The organism is Flavobacterium sp. DW-iso2 (assembly GCF_058725285.1).
In genome coordinates this window covers 203,007-219,406 of the sequence record NZ_JBZXDY010000001.1, presented here as the reverse complement: position 1 = coordinate 219,406, position 16,400 = coordinate 203,007, and the positions used below count along the sequence as shown (strand labels likewise).

The 16,400-nt window shown below is 33.9% G+C and carries 12 protein-coding genes; 8 read left to right on the top strand and 4 right to left on the bottom strand.

Annotated features, from left to right (window positions below):
* Window positions 1–78: 78 nt before the first annotated feature.
* Window positions 79–1,818 carry a transcription termination factor Rho gene (rho, locus tag AC4PRO_RS00940; RefSeq protein ID WP_074723071.1) on the bottom strand — a complete coding sequence of 580 codons (1,740 nt, stop codon included), beginning with the start codon at window positions 1,816–1,818 and terminating at the stop codon, window positions 79–81.
* A 183-nt stretch (window positions 1,819–2,001) separates the two neighbouring features.
* Here rho and AC4PRO_RS00935 point away from each other — a divergent pair, with 183 nt between their 5' ends.
* The 3 genes from AC4PRO_RS00935 to AC4PRO_RS00925 all read left to right on the top strand — a co-directional run bounded on the left by AC4PRO_RS00935 (window position 2,002) and on the right by AC4PRO_RS00925 (window position 5,012).
* Window positions 2,002–2,415 (top strand): DUF4293 domain-containing protein, encoded by a 414-nt coding sequence (locus AC4PRO_RS00935; RefSeq protein ID WP_074723072.1) that lies wholly within the window; start codon window positions 2,002–2,004, stop codon window positions 2,413–2,415.
* A 148-nt stretch (window positions 2,416–2,563) separates the two neighbouring features.
* On the top strand, window positions 2,564–3,226 hold the full coding sequence (locus tag AC4PRO_RS00930; protein ID WP_492115949.1) for a response regulator: 663 nt from the start codon (window positions 2,564–2,566) through the stop codon (window positions 3,224–3,226).
* A gap of 193 nt (window positions 3,227–3,419) precedes the next feature.
* The gene (locus AC4PRO_RS00925) at window positions 3,420–5,012 is read left to right on the top strand and encodes a tetratricopeptide repeat-containing sensor histidine kinase (RefSeq protein WP_492115948.1); all 1,593 of its coding nucleotides are present in this window, start codon (window positions 3,420–3,422) and stop codon (window positions 5,010–5,012) included.
* On the opposite strand, the gene AC4PRO_RS00920 is transcribed toward AC4PRO_RS00925, so the two are convergent.
* A complete protein-coding gene (locus AC4PRO_RS00920; protein ID WP_492115947.1) occupies window positions 5,013–5,513 on the bottom strand; it encodes a metallophosphoesterase family protein in 501 nt (166 codons plus the stop codon).
* A gap of 317 nt (window positions 5,514–5,830) precedes the next feature.
* Between AC4PRO_RS00920 and truA the strand changes: the two genes are divergently transcribed.
* The 3 genes from truA to lpdA all read left to right on the top strand — a co-directional run bounded on the left by truA (window position 5,831) and on the right by lpdA (window position 10,435).
* A complete protein-coding gene (truA, locus tag AC4PRO_RS00915) occupies window positions 5,831–6,565 on the top strand; it encodes a tRNA pseudouridine(38-40) synthase TruA (protein ID WP_074723075.1) in 735 nt (244 codons plus the stop codon).
* Between the two features lie 163 nt (window positions 6,566–6,728).
* Window positions 6,729–8,483 (top strand): ABC transporter ATP-binding protein, encoded by a 1,755-nt coding sequence (locus AC4PRO_RS00910; RefSeq protein WP_074723076.1) that lies wholly within the window; start codon window positions 6,729–6,731, stop codon window positions 8,481–8,483.
* Window positions 8,484–9,046: 563 nt separating this feature from the next.
* The gene (lpdA, locus tag AC4PRO_RS00905; protein ID WP_074723077.1) at window positions 9,047–10,435 is read left to right on the top strand and encodes a dihydrolipoyl dehydrogenase; all 1,389 of its coding nucleotides are present in this window, start codon (window positions 9,047–9,049) and stop codon (window positions 10,433–10,435) included.
* 306 nt (window positions 10,436–10,741) lie between these two features.
* Here lpdA and AC4PRO_RS00900 read toward each other — a convergent pair whose 3' ends face one another.
* Window positions 10,742–12,589, bottom strand: coding sequence for an adenylate/guanylate cyclase domain-containing protein (locus AC4PRO_RS00900; RefSeq protein WP_492115946.1), 1,848 nt, complete (start codon window positions 12,587–12,589; stop codon window positions 10,742–10,744).
* A 5-nt stretch (window positions 12,590–12,594) separates the two neighbouring features.
* Window positions 12,595–13,032, bottom strand: a complete 438-nt coding sequence (locus AC4PRO_RS00895; protein ID WP_492115945.1) for a hypothetical protein — start codon at window positions 13,030–13,032, stop codon at window positions 12,595–12,597.
* A 190-nt stretch (window positions 13,033–13,222) separates the two neighbouring features.
* Here AC4PRO_RS00895 and AC4PRO_RS00890 point away from each other — a divergent pair, with 190 nt between their 5' ends.
* Entirely contained in the window at window positions 13,223–14,110 is an 888-nt protein-coding gene (locus AC4PRO_RS00890) for a YitT family protein (protein ID WP_074723080.1), read from the top strand.
* A gap of 505 nt (window positions 14,111–14,615) precedes the next feature.
* Entirely contained in the window at window positions 14,616–16,277 is a 1,662-nt protein-coding gene (locus AC4PRO_RS00885; RefSeq protein ID WP_492115944.1) for a SulP family inorganic anion transporter, read from the top strand.
* Window positions 16,278–16,400: the final 123 nt, after the last annotated feature.

Sequence of the window (16,400 nt, the reverse complement as noted above, 5' to 3'; positions counted from 1 at the left end):
CAAAAATCCTCGAAACAGTAGCTGTCTACGTTCGAGGATTTTTTATGTTTGAAAATAAACTAATCTGTTTTCTCTAGTTTAATCGTTCATCGAGATTAAAAACTCTTCATTGTTTTTAGTTTGTCTGAAACGATCATTTATAAAACTCATGGCTTCAACAGGATTCATATCTGCAAGGTATTTTCTCATGATCCACATTCTCTGTAAGGTTTTTTGATCTAATAATAAATCATCACGTCTTGTACTAGAAGATGTCAAGTCAATTGCAGGGAAGATACGTTTATTAGCAATTTTTCTATCCAATTGTAATTCCATATTACCGGTACCTTTGAATTCTTCAAAAATAACTTCATCCATTTTCGAACCAGTCTCCGTTAATGCAGTGGCAATAATACTCAAAGACCCCCCATTTTCAACATTACGGGCAGCTCCAAAGAATCGTTTTGGTTTTTGTAGTGCATTAGCATCTACACCCCCACTCAATACTTTACCTGATGCAGGTTGTACTGTGTTGTATGCTCTAGCCAATCTCGTAATAGAATCTAAAAGAATCACTACATCATGACCACATTCTACTAATCGTTTTGCTTTTTCAAGCACTATATTAGCAATCTTAACGTGTTCTTGAGGTTCTCTATCAAAAGTAGAAGCAATAACTTCTCCACGCACACTACGTTGCATGTCTGTAACTTCTTCTGGACGTTCATCTATTAGTAAAACAATAAGATAAACCTCTGGATGATTAGCAGCAATTGCGTTAGCAATTTCTTTCAACAACATGGTTTTACCTGTTTTTGGCTGTGCGACAATCATACCACGCTGTCCTTTTCCTATTGGAGAAAACAAATCAATAATTCGAGTTGAAATAGTACTTTGTCTTTCTGCCAAATTAAATTTTTCTGATGGAAAAACAGGTGTTAAATGTTCGAATGAAACTCTATCACGAACAACCTGAGGGTCGTGTCCGTTTATTTTTAACACTTTTACTAACGGAAAAAACTTTTCTCCTTCTTTCGGAGGACGCACCACGCCTTTAACTGTATCTCCGGTTTTAAGTCCGAATAATCTAATTTGAGATGTTGATAAATAAATATCATCTGGTGATGCTAAATAATTATAATCTGAAGAACGTAAGAAACCATAGCCATCGGCCATCATTTCAAGAACACCTTCACTTTCTATTATTCCATCAAATTCAAAATCAGAATCCCTAAAGTTACTTTTCTTACTTTTAAAATTCGGGTTTTGATTTTGCTTATTTAATTGATTTGGATTTGCTTTCTTTACCGGCGCTACTATTTCTTGCATTTCAGAAGCATCATTCGCAGCAACCTCTTCAGTTTCCTTATTTAATTCCTTTGCTTCTTCTTTATCCTTTTTTAAAGCAATTTTCTTTTCGTAGGCTGATTTATTAAACTTAATAATCTTACCTACTTTTTTTTCTGGCACTGAAGACTCGTCAAGTGATTTCGTTTCATTCATAGCTTCAACTTGAGAGCGCACTTCTGAAGGAACATCTATCTTAGCTTGAAGATCTGTATCTACTAGAGTATCTTCACTATTAGTAGGAATTACTTTTGCTTTTTGAATGGCTGCCTTTTTCAGAGGAACGATACGGGCTCTTTTAGGCTTATCGTCTTCGACAACAGATTCTATTTTTAAATCTAAAATTGGCTCAACTCTAGTCGTTTGCTGCTCTAAAATCTGACCAATTAAGGTTTCTTTTTTAACACCGTTAAACTTTATAGTTTTAGCTGCTTTAGCTATAGCTTGAAGCTCAGAAAGCTTCATTTCTTTTAATGCAGAAATATCAAACATGAATGTTCTATTGGTTTAATTAAATTGGATAATACTAAAAAGATAGGTAGTAACTATATTATTATGAATTGACCGCAGTATGAAGTGCTTACGGTACTCTTCTGCAATAATACGAATAAAATTTAATGATACAATAGTATTTTCAAAAAAGAAAATATATTTTTGTCAAACAAATTTAACCAAATGATACAAAGAATTCAAACGATATATTTATTTCTTGCTTTTGTAGTGACCGGAATATTGCCTTTTTTATTTCCATTATGGACTATGAACGATGGAAAAGAATATTTTTTTGTGCAAAATCAGTTTTATGTTATACTTTTGGGTTTAAGCACGACACTTGCCGTAGTGAGTATTGTTTCCTATAAAAAAAGACAGAATCAATTTGTTATTGGCAGATTGAATATAATTTTAAATTTAATTTTATTGGGATTATTTGTATATCGTTCACTAAATATATCTGGAGAAACAGTTCTTGTTTCTGAGAAAGGTATTGGGATGTTTCTACCTATTGTTGCTATCGTATTATTAGTTTTAGCTAATAAAGCCATCAAAAAGGATGAAGATCTTGTAAAATCTGTGGACAGATTGAGGTAAACCCATAACATTAGTTTATTATGCGAAGAAAACCCGGATGTAAATTCGGGTTTTTTTGTGCCTATAGCTAAGAATAATTCAATAAATAAAACGGTTTAAATAAACTATTATGCTTTTTTTTCCTATTTTTGATGTAATCTTTTACAGCATGATAGATAAAATACGAATACACCTGGCAGATGATCATCAAGTACTAATAGATGGTATGCGCACGTTATTAAATACAGTCTCTAATTTTGAAGTAATCGGGTTCTCTTTAGACGGAAGCACCCTTTATGATGAAGTAACAAATAATCAAGCAAATATTCTTATTCTGGACATTAGTATGCCAAAAAAAGACGGAATAGAAGTAATAAAAGAGTTTGCTAAAAAAGGCTATCCCTGCAAAGTGATCATCCTTTCCAGTTATGATGACTTAAAGATTATCAAGGAAGTCATGAAATTAGGAGCGAGTGGTTATTTGACAAAACAATGTGCGGGAGAGAATATTGCGGAAGCTATTCAAGCGGTCGCAAATGGAGAAGAATATTTTTGTAAGTCTGTGAGAGAGAAAATATTTAATTCTGCTACAAAAGACAACTCAAAATTAAACAAGGAAAACGCAACAATAGATTCCATCTTGACTGGGAGAGAGGTTGAAATCATTACTCTGATTGCATTAGAACATAGCGGAAAAGAGATAAGTGAAAAATTGTTTATCAGCACTAATACCGTAGAAACGCACCGCAAAAATATAATGAAAAAGCTAAAAGCAAAGAACACCATCAGCTTGGTTAAATTTGCTATTAAAAACAAATTAATTAAATCATAAAGATATAAAACACAATTGCATTTCAGCAACAAATCGTTCCTAAACATTCACTTTATATCACAAAAGAACTTTAACAAACACTATCCCTTCTATGTTTAAAATCAGATTTTTGTTGATTTTTTTATCTCTAACTCTTTTTTGCAATTCCCTATTTTCTCAAAACAAAATTCCGTCCAAAGAAGAAATAAAAGAAATGACAAATGAAGCTACCGTCCTAATGAAAGCTGGTAAATTTGAAAAATCTTTAATAAAATCAAGAACTGCTTTAAAATTAGCAATAGCTATAAAAGATGACAATAGCATCGCAACATCTTATAATACGATTGCCGCTAATTTCGACGAATTGAGTGAATTTGACAAAGCTTTTTTCTACTACCAAAAAGGACTTGTATATGCTGACAGAACAAATAACAGTGAATTAAAAAACTGGCTCTACAACAATTTAGGAAACATCTACTGTTTTGATAAAAAACAATATGAAAAAGGAATTCAATATTATAAAAAGTCACTTGATTATAGCAAAAAAAACAAGGATTCAGTCCAGATTGTTTTTACAAAACTTAATATAACTTGGGCTTATTTTGACATTGGTGATTTTAACAAAGGCATACCTTATCTGAATTTTGTCAATAAATACCATCCGAAATTTGGTGATGAATCAACAATTGTTGCCTTAAACATGCTTAATGGAATGTATTATGACTTTAAAAATCAACCTGAAAAAGCAACTTCATACTTTGAAAACGCCATCTTACTGGGAAATAAAGGAAATGAAAAATCAGATCTATCATTTACACATCAAGAATACTCTAAGTTTTTATTAAAAAATGGCAACTTTAAAAAAGCGTACCAAAATTTAGCCATTTATAATACTCTCACTACAGAACTCAATTATGAAGAAAAGCTTAAGAAAATCAATGTTATCGGAATTAATTTGGAATTAGATGAGTATAAAAGAGAGATTGATAATATCGAAACAAAATACAAAACAAAACAACAGGTACTTTTGGAAAAACAGTCCAAAAACAAACAAATTAGTATCATTATTATCTCCTTGCTTCTAATAATTATAATTCTTTTCTACTTTTTCTTTCAGAACACAAAACTGAAGCAAAAAAACAAACTCAACGACATCCAAAGTAAAATTCAGGAAAATATTATCAATGCGACTATCGATGGTCAAGAGCTAGAACGAAAAAAAATAGCTAATTTCTTGCATGACAACATAAGTGCTTTACTTTCATCGGCTGGTTTACATTTAAGCGTGTTTAGTTCGAAGAATAATATCGAATCAGAAGAAATAGCAAAGACAAAAGCCATCTTAAAACGAGCACATGATAAGGTACGTGATTTATCACATGAACTGCTACCTGCACTTTTGGCGCGTTTCGGCTTATTTTATGCGCTTAATGATTTGTGCGAGAAAAACTCAAATTCCCATCTAAAATTCGAATACTCAAGCACAATCGATGAAAAAACACGCTATAATAATGAATTTGAAATGAAAATGTACTTTATAGTAACGGAGCTACTCAATAACGTTATTAAACACAGTGGTGCCAAAAACACAACACTTAGTTTACAGGAAGTAAAAGATAAATTACTGATTCAAGTTTGGGATAATGGAACAGGCTTTGACACCAATGAATACTATGCTATAGAAGGTTTTGGACTGAATCAAATACGTGCCAGAATAAACAATATGAAAGGCGAAATAGTGATACAGTCCAAGCTAAATTCTGGAACATCTATACATATTAAAGTACCTATTTTATATACGGCCTAGTTATACTCGCTTTTCAATTTCAATAATTTCCAAGTCTTTTATTTTGTCGCCCTCAATTACAAAGCGCAGCATGGTACGTACCTGATGAAACCCACTTTTCCCGCAGGCTCCCGGATTCATATGCAACAAATTATATTTTTTGTCGAACATCACCTTCAAAATATGCGAATGCCCACAAATAAATAATTTGGGTGGATTTGCAGCCATCTCCGCTTTTATGGCGGGATTGTATTTCCCAGGATAACCCCCGATATGCGTAATCCATACATCGACCCCTTCGCACATAAAACGGTTGTGCAAAGGAAACTCCAAACGTGCTTTGGCATCATCAATGTTCCCATAAACCGCGCGCAACGGCTTTAGTTTCTTTAAAGTATCAGTCACGGTTAAATCGCCAATATCACCCGCATGCCAAACTTCGTCAGCCTGAGCGACATATTTCAATATGGTATCATCAATGTGACTGTGTGTATCAGAAAGCAAAAGGATTTTTTTACTCAAAATTGTATATGTTTTTTTAGGCTTTTGTGCACTTTGATTTTTAATTTTCAGGAGCTAATCCAGCTATCCGCTTGTATCTTTTTATTTTTTGAAAGAAAAAAAATAAAAAGGATATCGCTTCCATCTGGGCTATAAATCTTGGTAAAATTAGACATTCCAATTCCAAATAAAAAATAAGTTTTTCTTCAAAAAACAATATGACTTTGCCTCTACTTGAAAAAAATTAAATAAGTATCTTTGCATCTTTAAATGTGTAAACACGGTTTCCTTCAGCGCCATATGATTCTGAAGTATAGTGGGGAAATCTGAAAGTTCAAATGAGGTATTTTATAAAATTAGCATATAATGGAACCCTATATCACGGCTGGCAATACCAACCGAACGCGGCGTCAGTTCAAGAAACGATGAACAAGGCTATTTCTACATTGCTCAACTCAGAAATCAGTATTATGGGAGCCGGACGAACAGATACTGGTGTTCATGCCAAGGAAATGTATGCTCATTTTGATTTTGAAACCCCTTTTGATATTCCGAGTTTAGTTCATAAACTCAATTCTTTTTTACCAAAAGATATTGCGGTTTACGATATTATTGCCGTTCTAGACGAAGCCCATGCTCGTTTTGATGCTTTAAAGAGAACTTATGAATACCACATCAACACTTTTAAGGATCCATTTTTGCAAGAACAAAGTTGGTACTTTTATCAAAAATTAGATGTTGCCTTGATGAATAAAGCAGCAAAATTATTGTTTAATCATATTGATTTTCAATGTTTCTCTAAAGTAAACACGGACGTAAACACCTTTGATTGCACGATTTTTGAAGCTAATTGGAAACAGAAAGGGAGCCAACTTGTATTTACGATTTCGGCCAATCGTTTTTTGAGAAATATGGTGCGTTCTATCGTGGGAACACTTGTTAATGTAGGATTACATAAGATTACACTTGATGATTTTAATACCATCATACTAAATAAGAATAGAGATAAAGCTGGGTTTTCAGTACCGGCGCATGGTTTGTATTTGACTGAAATAGAATACGATTATTTATAAAATAAATGGCATTAAAAAACCATCTATTAATTAGGAACACGAAATAAGTTAGCCCTGATAGCAATGAAAATCCTTTATGTTTTTTCTTTAAAAATATAAAGATTGAAATGAATAGCAGGAAATAGCTCTAAATAAAAACTGAAAGAAATTCAGCTTAAAAAACATGAAAGCAAAAGCATTCGACACCCGATTATTCAAACGAATATTACAATACACCAAACCATATCAATGGCGTTTTAACGGCGTAATTGTGTTTGCCATCTCCTTATCAGTATTTGCTGCGTTGCGCCCGTATTTACTGAAGCAAACCGTAGACGGATACATACAAACTGAGGATGCCAAAGGCTTATTATACTACATCACCTTAATGGGTATTGTGCTTTTGCTCGAAGTTTTCTCCCAGTTTTACTTTGTTTTTTGGGCGAACTGGTTGGGTCAGGACATCGTAAAAGACATTAGAATCAAATTATTCAAACACATATTAAGTTTCAGAATGAAATATTTTGATTTGGTACCGGTTGGTCAACTGGTAACACGATCTGTATCGGATATCGAATCAATCGCGCGTATTTTCAGTCAGGGTTTGTTTATGATTATCAGTGACTTAATGAAAATGGTGGTTGTGCTGTTTTTCATGTTTTACATGAACTGGAAACTGACTTGGATTGTGATTGTTGCGATGCCTGTTTTAGTATTTATCACGAGAATATTTCAACGTAAGATGCAAGTGGCTTTTGAGGATGTGCGAAACCAAATTTCAAACATGAATTCCTTCGTACAAGAACGCGTAACGGGAATGAAGATTGTACAACTGTTCAACAGGGAAGAAATTGAAGCCGACAAATTCAAAGAAATAAATGATAAACATAAAAAAGCTTGGATAAAAACAATCCTTTATAACTCGATTTTCTTTCCCATTGCCGATATTATTTCCTCGTTAACTCTTGGTTTTATTATCTTTTATGGTGGAATCAAGATTCTGAATGGGGATAATTTTACCACTTTTGGAGATTTGTTTTCGTACACGATGTTCATAGGGATGTTGTTTAATCCATTACGCCAGATTGCTGATAAATTCAATGAGATGCAACTAGGAATGATTGCCGCAAATCGTGTTTTTGCCATTATCGATACCGAAGATCAGATTCAAGATACAGGAACTGTTGAAGCTCCTTTATTTCTAGGAAATATTCAGTTCAAAGATGTCCATTTTAGCTACATTCCTGATGAAGAAGTAATAAAAGGAATTGATTTGAATGTCAAAGCGGGAGAAACTGTCGCTATTGTAGGTTCTACAGGCGCTGGAAAATCTACTATTATCAATTTACTAAACCGTTTTTATGAAATTAACAGCGGTACCATTTGCATCGATAATGAGAACATTGAAAACTACACTTTAGGTTCGCTCCGCAAGCAAATTGCGGTAGTATTGCAAGATGTATTCTTATTTGCCGATACTATTTTCAACAATATTACGTTGAACAATCCTGAAATTACGAGAGAAGATGTTTTGGCTGCAGCCCAGGAAATTGGGGTGCATAACTTTATAATGAGTTTACCGGATAATTATGATTTTGATGTAAAAGAACGCGGTGTAATGTTGTCTTCTGGACAACGTCAATTGATTGCTTTTTTAAGAGCTTATGTGAGTAATCCGAGCATTCTTATTCTAGATGAAGCGACTTCGTCGATTGATACGTATTCTGAAGAATTAATTCAACGTGCCACTGAAACAATCACAACAGGAAGAACCTCAATTGTAATTGCCCACAGACTGGCAACCATTATCAATGCTGATAAAATTGTAGTGATGGATAAGGGATTGATTGTAGAACAAGGAACGCATCAGGAATTAATCAACAAAGAAAATGGGTACTATAAGAACCTATATGATTCTCAGTTTTCGGTAGCTAATTAATTTTTTAACCGTAAAAAACACAAAGTTATCGCAAAGGTTCTATTTTTTTTCTTCTATAACGATCGAGAATAAACCGTGAGGTGTGTTTTAAACCTTTTTGATTAATCAATCATTGTATTAAAACTAGGCTTCTATGTAATACTATGAGGAATTAAATATCTTCGTAACAATACCTAAAATCTATGTTTCTATGTGTTTAAAAAAGTCTACCCACATATAACTTAGGCCTAATTAAGTTATAACTTCAAAATAGAACGCGGATAACTCGGATGAAACGGATTCTCACGGATCTTTTTAAAACTAATAAGCAGTGCAGAATCATACTTATATACTACTCTGCAAAGGACTTTTCTAAAACTTATATGACTTATATGATTTAAAAATTTTATGAGCTTAAAGGTAAATTTATCACTTACCCCCTACTTTTACCCCACTACTCTTTTCCCAAACACTCTCCTAAACCCCACTTTTTCAATCTTTAAAACTTTGTTAGTCGGAATCTTTCCCAAAACAGAATAAATTCTTAAATTCGCAATTCAAATTAATTTAGAAAAACTTATAAAATGAAATACGATATCATTGTTTTAGGAAGTGGACCAGGCGGATACGTTACTGCCATTAGAGCATCCCAATTAGGTTTTAAAGTAGCCGTAATTGAAAAAGAAAGCTTAGGTGGCGTTTGTTTGAACTGGGGTTGTATCCCAACCAAAGCATTATTAAAATCAGCTCAGGTTTTTGATTATCTAAAACATGCTTCTGATTATGGATTGACTGTTTCATCATTTGATAAAGATTTCCCTGCTGTAGTACAACGCAGTAGAACTGTTGCTTCAGACATGAGCAAAGGAGTTCAATTCTTGATGAAAAAAAATAAAATTGACGTAATTAATGGTTTTGGAAAACTAAAACCAGGAAAAAAAGTTGATGTTACTGACAAAGACAATAAAGTTACAGAATATAGTGCAGACCATATTATCATTGCTACTGGAGCTCGCTCTCGTGAGTTGCCAAGCTTGCCACAAGATGGCGTAAAAGTGATTGGTTACCGTCAAGCAATGACTTTACCAACCCAACCAAAATCAATGATCATCGTAGGTTCTGGAGCGATAGGAGTAGAATTTGCACATTTTTACAATTCAATGGGTACTGAGGTAACTATTGTTGAATTCATGCCAAATATTGTTCCTGTTGAAGACGAAGACATTTCGAAACAAATGGAACGTTCTATGAAAAAATCTGGAGTAAAAATCATGACCAACTCTTCTGTTGAAAAAATTGATACTACTGGAGCAGGTGTAAAAGCATTTGTAAAAACGGCCAAAGGAGAAGTAATCCTAGAAGCAGACATTTTACTTTCAGCTGTTGGAATTAAAACTAACATTGAAAACATCGGACTGGAAGAAGTAGGAATCGCTACTGACAGAGATAAAATTCTTGTAAACGCATACAACGCAACAAACATTCCTGGATACTATGCCATTGGTGATGTTACGCCTGGACAAGCATTAGCTCACGTAGCTTCTGCTGAAGGAATCAACTGTGTGGAAAAAATTGCAGGAATGCATGTAGAACCTATCGATTACGGAAACGTACCGGGTTGTACTTATGCTACTCCTGAAATTGCTTCGGTAGGTTTAACTGAAAAACAAGCTATAGAAAAAGGATACGAATTAAAAGTTGGTAAATTCCCATTCTCAGCATCAGGAAAAGCAAAAGCTTCTGGAACACCAGACGGATTTGTAAAAGTAATTTTTGATGCCAAATATGGTGAATGGTTAGGATGTCACATGATAGGCGCTGGAGTTACTGATATGATTGCTGAGGCAGTTGTAGCTCGTAAACTGGAAACTACAGGACATGAAATCCTAAAAGCAATTCACCCTCACCCTACAATGAGTGAAGCGGTAATGGAAGCAGTTGCTGACGCTTATGGCGAAGTGATTCACTTGTAGATCTTCGTTGCTAGTTCCGGTAAATATTGGAACGAAGTAATCTCATCTCAATAAATATAGAAATCCGATTGGTGTACATCAATCGGATTTTTTTATGACTATTTTTTCGGCGTATCCCCGCTTCCACTCCGTTGCAGTTCTTATGCACCATCAAAATCTAATAGATTGTACCTGCTATCAAAACAAAAACTGCACTATTAGTTATAATACCATTTTTGTAATTAATTTGAATATTAAATTCTTGTGTTTTTTTTGTAATTTGAAGCAGAATAGCTTCTTTTTCGATTGTTCCAAATTTCAATAAATTCAAATATTTCTAATTTCATTCACAAAATACATTTTCATTCTGCCAATATTTTTTACTTCAATTTCACCTCGATACTCACAGGCAAAACTATCTTTTATCAAGGCATACGTATTCTCAGAAACGTTTATTCTTCCTTCTTCAGAGTTAGACTCCATCCTCGAAGCAATGTTTACGGTATCGCCCCAAATGTCGTAGGAAAATTTCTTGCTACCTACAACTCCTGCTACTACTGGTCCCGAATTAATACCTATACGTATTTCAAAACGGGTTTGACAATTTGAATTATCAGTTAAAGAAGTTTTTACAAAATCATTTATTTCTAGGGCTGCGAAAATCATTTTCTGTGCATGGTCTTTCGTCGGAAACGGTAAACCTCCTGCACACATATAAGAATCACCTACCGTTTTTATTTTTTCTAAACCATATTTCTCCATTATCACATCAAATTTCGAGAAATAATAATCGATACTTTCTACTAATTTTTCTGGAGATAAAATGTTGGCATATTGCGTAAAGCTTTTAAAATCAGTAAAAAGAACGGTAACTGATTCAAACTTCTTGGCTTCAACTCTACCGTTTTGTTTTAGTTCGTGTGCCGTTTCTTCTGGTAGGATGTTTAATAATAGAGTATCTGAACGTTTTTTCTCTTCTTCAATGATGACTTTTGTTTCTTTTATAAATTTATATCTACGGTATAACCCTATGGCTAACAGCATAATTAAAAAACTAGAAAAGCCAATAGCATAGATTAAATTTCTTTGTCTCTTGGTTTTTAAATGTTGTATCTCTTGGTCTTTTTTGAGGAGGTCGACCTGTACTTGTTTTTTGGATACTTCAAAGTTTGTCCTTAAATCAGCCATCTGCTGTACTGCTTTTAGATTCGTAACACTATCGCGGTAGGTAATATGATCTTTATAATATTTTAATGATTGTGAGGTGTTACCCACTTTTTCATAGAGTTCCGATAGTTTAAGATTCGAAACACTAACTTGTTCTTTCAATCCGTATTTTTGAGCTAATTCTAAACTTCTTTTTGCATAATGGACTGCCGTTGGCCAATCGTTCCGTTTTGAATAGATTTCAGCAATATTAATCAGATAATCCGAAATGCCGTAATAATCTTGGTACACTTCAAGCATATTGATGGCTTCGGTTATATTTATCATTGCTAATTTATCTCTACCTTGCTCAGCATAAACCTTACCTATGTTTCCTAAATTATAGGCGGTACCAATCAAGTAGTCTGCTTTTTTGAATAGCGCACCAGATTCGTTAAAATATACTAAGGCTTTATCGTACTTTTTATTTCTAAAAGAGTCATCACCTGCATTTAGTAATGCAGAAGCTAAAGCTATAGCATTATCGGTAGTTCGTAATAAGGCAATCGCTTTGGTATAATAGAGTTCGGCATTTTTGGCATTCCCCATAACAGAATATACATCTGCGATTGCAGAATAACTAACTCCTTCGCCTACCGTATATTTTGCTTTAGTGGCAGCTGTTGCACTTTTAAAGAAAGCAGCTAATGATTTGTTTAAGTCTCCTGCCAGACGATGTTTGTTTCCTTTTTGATAATATCCCCTATGAAGGTACAAATAATTGTTTTCGGCCGAAGAAAGTGCAATAAGTTCATCGGCATAGCGCAGAGATAAATCCAAATCATTTATTTCATTAAAAGAAAGGTTTCTCAATAACTCGAATTTATCCATTTTATTGAGATTTCCTTTCTTATAAATTACTGTAAGACTATCGGCTATCTTTTGCTCTTGGGCCATGATCATTGTAGACAGCAATAATACAAAGCTGCATAATAGTGAGATTTTAATGTAAAGGATATAAAATCTCATTACTACTACGGATTTATTGCTAGTTTTGGATCAATCGGAAAAGATTTAAAGTTATTTCCTGAATCATATACTTTAAAATTTAAAGTATACACATCCAATTTTCCTTTGAGACTATCGTCTTTTTTAACGTTTGCATTTGCGTTTCCAGATCTTCCTCCTGAGCCAGGTATTATAGATACATCAAAAAAATCTACATCTTTACCTTTAGAATCATAGGCAATACTATCGATTGCAATACTAAATCCTTTATCTGGAGTTTCTCCTTTCCATTTTACATTTTTATCTATAAAAACTGTTGATGTAAAATTTTCAATAGGTGATCCTGAACCACCATTGTCATCAGAGAGAGAACAACAAGCACCAATTTGAATTGGTATGGGGTTTAGCAAATTAAAAAGTGTGCTTGCTTGAACAGTTAATGTTATTACTACTGATTTTGCCATAATTAATATATTTAAAGGTTAATAAATACGAATTTATTAAAGACCATTAATTAATTTGGTGGGGCAACACAAATAAGATTTGGAGTAGTATGACCTAAAGCGAATACAAAGATACGGTATGTTTATTAAGAAATTAAGATAGTTTTTCTTAAATTAGTATCTTATTAACGTTTTTAACAATAATAAAAACATGCAACACGAACACCCTCCTATAGATTGGAAAGACATACTCAATCCAAAAAACATTATACTAAACCTAATTGGTGTTTCATTTATGACTCTGGCTTTAAAAGGATTTATGATCCCAAATAAATTTTTAGATGGTGGTGTTACTGGCATCTCTATTTTACTTCATGAAGTTACACATATCTCCTTCGCATGGCTAGTTATCATTATCAATTTACCTTTCTTGTTTTTAGGCAAAAAATTATTAGGAAATACTTTTGCTTTACACAGCTTAGTAACGGTCCTATTGCTTGCGCTTGGGGTAACGTTTGTTCATTTTGAAGCGGTGACTTCAGATCCGTTGTTAATTGCTTTGTTTGGTGGTTGCTTGATTGGCATTGGCATGGGTTTTTGTATCCGTGGCGGTTCTGCTGCTGATGGATTTGAGATATTGGCCGTACTGACTACTAAGAAGATCGGGTTAAATGTTTCCGAAGTTATCTTTGCTATGAATACCTTATTGTTTTTGGCTGCTGCTTGGTATTTTGGGATAACCACAGCTTTATACTCTATTGTTACTTACTTCGCAGCGATAAAGTCGCTAGACTATGTCGCAAATGGCCTCGAACAATATACCGCTTTGAATATTATTTCGGGAAATAGTGAGTTGATTAAATCCCTAATTGTAAATAAGTTTAAAAAGGGTATTACTATTGTCAAAGGCGAACGCGGTTATTTGCCGAAAAGTTTTGATGTGAAACACGATTGCGATATTATCGTAACAATTGTAACTCGTTTAGAGTTATTGCGTATTAAGGAAGATATTTTAAAAATCGACCCGTATGCCTTTATGTATATTCAATACATTAAAGAGGCTAACGGAGGCATACTGCGGAATAGGAAGAAACATTAAAAGAGGATGCGCTGATACTAACTTTATACTAATGTTTTTCTTTAATTAAAAAATAATATTTCCTCTTTTTGGGCGTATCCCGCTTCCACTCCGTTACAGCACCGTCGAGCTGTATGTCACAATCTTTTTTCTATATTTCGCTATAAATCAATAAAATAAAAAATAACTTTCACAACTATCCATTATTTAGCATAAAAAATGATCTATAGGATTTATACTGTTTTATTTATATATTAGCTTAGTAGACACTTGAACTACATAAAAGTTGTACAAATTTGAAGAAACGTCAAGAATAAGAATTAAATACAACAAAATCGACAAATCAATTCAAATAAAAGAGGGTTTAAAAAACTAATATTTTCTTGTTACGTTACTTAAGATTCTAAATTTGATAACTACAATTCTGAATCTGTATGATTTAAATATGTGTATAATAAACCCGTTGAAAAAATTATGGAATGAACTATCGTTTTTCAACATTTACTGAATCAATAAAACTAAACTTATGACATCAAAAATAGTAGATTTCAGCAATTTAAAAGGAGATTTAATTGGTGGTCTAGTCGCTGGAGTGGTGGCCTTACCCCTAGCCCTTGCCTTTGGTGTACAATCAGGAATGGGCGCTACAGCAGGTCTCTATGGAGCTATTATGGTAGGGATATTTGCAGCACTATTTGGAGGTACTCCAACTCAAGCTAGTGGACCAACAGGACCTATGACGGTGGTTTCTGCAGCTTTAGTTGTAGCTGGAATCCAATTGACAGGAAGCCTAGAAGCGGCAATGGGGATTATATTACTAAGTTTTCTGTTAGGCGGAGCCCTACAGATTGTTTTTGGACTCATAAACATTGCTGGGTATGTCAAATATTTTCCATATCCAGTAATCTCTGGGTTTATGAGTGGAGTGGGACTGATTATTATACTTCTTCAATTATTCCCTTTTGTGGGACTTACTTCGGCTAAATCAACCTTTATAATATTGGGAGATTTACCTAGACTTTTTTCAGAATTTAATATTCATGCGCTTGCATTAGGCATTTTAACTGTATTGATTTATTATTTATTTCCGTTAATCACTAAAGCCATTCCAAGTGCACTGGCGGCCTTGGTCATCGCAGCGCTAGCTGGTTATTTTCTAAGTTGGGATGTGCCCATAATTGGAGAAATTCCATCAGGGATTCCGTCTTTGCAAATTGGAACCATGTTTAGCAATATACCATCCGAAGCGTACCCATTAATAATAGAATATGCTGCCGTTCTAGCTGTCCTTGGTAGCATTGACTCCTTATTGACTTCGGTAATTGCAGACAATATGACTAAAACACGCCACAACAGTAATCGGGAATTGATTGGACAAGGAATAGGCAATATGTTGGCAGCTGCTTTTGGGGGAATCCCTGGTGCAGGAGCAACAAAAGGCACCGTAGTCAATATTAATGCTGGAGGTAAAACCCGGATCTCAGGAGCCATTCATGGCTTATTTTTATTAGCCGTTCTTTTAGGTTTAGGCTCATTAGCGGCATATATCCCACTATCAGTTTTGGCAGGGTTATTAATTCCTATTGGCTTCAAAATTATTGATATCAAAGGCTTAAAACATTTGCTGCGAGTACCTAGAGCAGATGCCATCGTTCTAATTTTAGTCCTCTTAATAACTACCTTCGGCAGCTTAATCCAAGCAGTTGGCCTTGGTGTAGCACTAGCATCTATCTTATTTATGAAAAAGGCAAGTGACCTTGGTGAAAAGGGTATTACCATAGAATCTATAGAAAACTTGAAAGATGAAAAACCATGGCAAGATGAATTGTCTTTCTATGATGAATATAAAGATAAAGTAGTAATCAAGCACTTGAAAGGACCACTTTTTTTTGGATTTACAACGCATCTTAAAAATCAGGTTGCCACTATGGATAAAAAGATTAAGTCTCTAATTATTCGAATGGATGAAGTTCCGCTGATTGATCAATCGGGACTTTATACTTTAGAAGATATCGTGTTTGATTTGCAGCAACTAGGAATACAAGTGTTATTAGTCAATCTACAAGAACAACCTATGGATAAATTAAGGTCGATTGATATCATCCCTGATCTCGTGGCAGAAGAGCATCTTTTTGTGAATATAGAAGAAGCTTTTGCTTATATAAAGAAGACAAATAGAATAGATTAAGCATCTCAGGTTTATAAATTTTGACTTTAGAGTCAAATATGCTTTTTGAACGGTTATTATTACTACCGCTATCAATGTGCAAAATGACAATAGCCTCTAGTGACGTCCGAAGCATTTACACAA

Bases quoted from the DNA above. Each gene is read 5' to 3' on its own strand.
- AC4PRO_RS00895 (WP_492115945.1), bottom strand. From the start codon at position 13,032: ATGGCAAAATCAGTAGTAATAACATTAACTGTTCAAGCAAGCACACTT.
- rho (WP_074723071.1), bottom strand. From the start codon at position 1,818: ATGTTTGATATTTCTGCATTAAAAGAAATGAAGCTTTCTGAGCTTCAA.
- AC4PRO_RS00900 (WP_492115946.1), bottom strand. From the start codon at position 12,589: ATGAGATTTTATATCCTTTACATTAAAATCTCACTATTATGCAGCTTT.
- AC4PRO_RS00910 (WP_074723076.1), top strand. From the start codon at position 6,729: ATGAAAGCAAAAGCATTCGACACCCGATTATTCAAACGAATATTACAA.
- AC4PRO_RS00890 (WP_074723080.1), top strand. From the start codon at position 13,223: ATGCAACACGAACACCCTCCTATAGATTGGAAAGACATACTCAATCCA.
- AC4PRO_RS00925 (WP_492115948.1), top strand. From the start codon at position 3,420: ATGACAAATGAAGCTACCGTCCTAATGAAAGCTGGTAAATTTGAAAAA.
- AC4PRO_RS00935 (WP_074723072.1), top strand. From the start codon at position 2,002: ATGATACAAAGAATTCAAACGATATATTTATTTCTTGCTTTTGTAGTG.
- truA (WP_074723075.1), top strand. From the start codon at position 5,831: ATGAGGTATTTTATAAAATTAGCATATAATGGAACCCTATATCACGGC.
- lpdA (WP_074723077.1), top strand. From the start codon at position 9,047: ATGAAATACGATATCATTGTTTTAGGAAGTGGACCAGGCGGATACGTT.
- AC4PRO_RS00930 (WP_492115949.1), top strand. From the start codon at position 2,564: ATGATAGATAAAATACGAATACACCTGGCAGATGATCATCAAGTACTA.
- AC4PRO_RS00885 (WP_492115944.1), top strand. From the start codon at position 14,616: ATGACATCAAAAATAGTAGATTTCAGCAATTTAAAAGGAGATTTAATT.